1 protein-coding gene is annotated in these 2,058 nt (G+C 66.1%); it reads right to left on the bottom strand.

The window, feature by feature from the left end; genetic code table 11:
• A partial coding sequence (locus EBL84_RS16675; protein WP_123141803.1) for a tetratricopeptide repeat protein occupies window positions 1-1,921 on the bottom strand: 1,921 nt, incomplete at its 3' end.
• Between the last annotated feature and the right edge of the window lie 137 nt (window positions 1,922-2,058).

The following is a 2,058-nucleotide window of genomic DNA, read 5'->3' on the forward strand; positions in this document are numbered from 1 at the left end:
GCGTACCGAAGGTGATGTATCCCCGCTCCAGCGCCGGCAACACGTTCACCGCCCCCATCCCCTCGCTCGGGCGATACATGCCGGCGGGCGCGGCAATCCGCCAGGGCCGCTCGCTGAACAACTCCTCCGCACCCTCCGGCACCAGGACCTCGTCACACAGGAAGTAGTCGATCGCGCTCAACCCCGAGGTGTAGCCATAACCGACCCAGAGACTCACCGACACCGGCACCGGCTTGCGCGCGAACGCCCCCAGCCGGTTTCCCGCCGTATGACCGGCCAGGTCGACCAGGATGTCGATGCCGTCGGCACGGATACGTTCGGCAAGTTGGGCGTCGCTCAGCCCCCGGGTCGGCACCCAATGATCGACCAGTGAGCGATAACGTGCGGTCTGGGCATCCTCGCACGTCAACTCGGCATAGGCGTACAGCTCGAATTGCGCATGGTCATGGCATTCGAGCAGTGGCTCGAGCATGTAGCGGATCGCGTGGGAGCGGAAGTCTGGCGAGAGATAACCGAGGCGCAGCCGCCGCTCTGCCACACGCGTGTTATCGGACGGACGCCAATACGCGCTCGCCGGCTCACCGTAGCGGCGGTCGTAATCCCGGTAGGCGGTGAAGATTTCCTGCGCCGTACGGTCCGGGTGATAGTTCAGGGTGAACAGCAGGTTGGACCGGGCCTGTGTCAACCCGGGATCGAGCATGCATGCGTGCTCGAATGCATCGATCGCCTCCTCCAATCGCCCCTGATCCTTGAGCACATTGGCGCGGTTGGTATGAGCGTTCACATCCTCCTCGTCAAGCGTCAGCGCTTGATCCAGACACTGCAGGGCCTCGCCCCGCCGTCCGAGTTCATGAAGCAGGATTCCCAGATTGTTGAGTGCTTCGATGCTGCACGGATTCAAGGCCAGGGCACGGCGATAGCTGATCTCAGCGGCCTCCGGCATCCCCAACGCATGCAAGACCAACCCTCGATTGCCGTGCGCCTCGACCTTCCCCGGCACCCGTTCCAATGCCCGATCGAAGCAACGTAACGCCTCGCGCTGATGACCAAGGTCGTTGAGGGTAGCGCCGAGGTTCAGCAACAGATCGGCATCATCAGGCCGCAGCCGCACCGCCTCGCGCTGGCTCACCAACGCCGCATCGACCCGTCCCAGCGCCTTGAGCGCCAGCCCCTGATTGCTCAACGCCTCGACGAAGCCTGGTTGGAGTTCGAGGGCGCGCTCATGGGCGCGCAAGGCCGCCTCGGGACGTCCAAGTTCACGCAGCAGCAGGCCGCGGTTATCGTGAGCCCGGGCATAGTCCGGGGTGAGCGCGACTGCCCGGTCACAGCACTCCAGGGCCGCATCCAAGGCCCCTTGCTCACGTAGGCTCATCGCCAGATTGTTCCAGACCTCGGCACGATCCGGGGCGATCCCGAGGGCCAATCGGTAGTGCGCGACGGCGTCCTCGATCAATCCAAGCCGCTGACAGACATGCCCCAGATTATTCAATAGCTCCGGATCATCTGGCGTGAGTCGCCGTGCGCGCTCGAGTACCGTGCGCGCCTCGTGCACCTCACCGCGGCGGGCCAACAAGGCGCCCAACACCTTCAACCCGAAGGCATCGTCACCGCTCAGCGCGCGCGCGTACCCCTCGGCCTCTTCCAAGCGCCCGGCCTGCAATGCAGCCAGCACAGGGGCATGCCCGCCGGTCGTGGCGGCAGGCGCCGCCACACGACAGGTCTCGGCCTGTCCCGAAGACCGCTGCCGCCCCTCTCTCCCCCGTGCTTCATGCAAGCGACCGAGCGCCTCCTGCGCCTCGGCGGCGGCGGGATCGAGCGCAAGCACGGCGCGATAGACGGACTCGGCCACGTCCAGACGACCGGCACGGTGATGTGCTGCGGCCGCTTGGAGCAGCAATCGCTTATCCTCGTTCTGGCTCACACCAATGCTCCCACATCGCCCGGTAGGCGGCCTCGATCCGTGCCACCTGCCCCTGCTCGTCACGCCAGGGGCTGGCCTCCATCTGTGCGCGCAACCCGGCGCGGGTCGTCGCCAGCGCCTCGCGATCCGCGGCCAGC

It is taken from the genome of Marichromatium sp. AB31 (assembly GCF_003718685.1).
GTDB classification, from domain to species: Bacteria; Pseudomonadota; Gammaproteobacteria; order Chromatiales; family Chromatiaceae; genus Marichromatium; species Marichromatium gracile.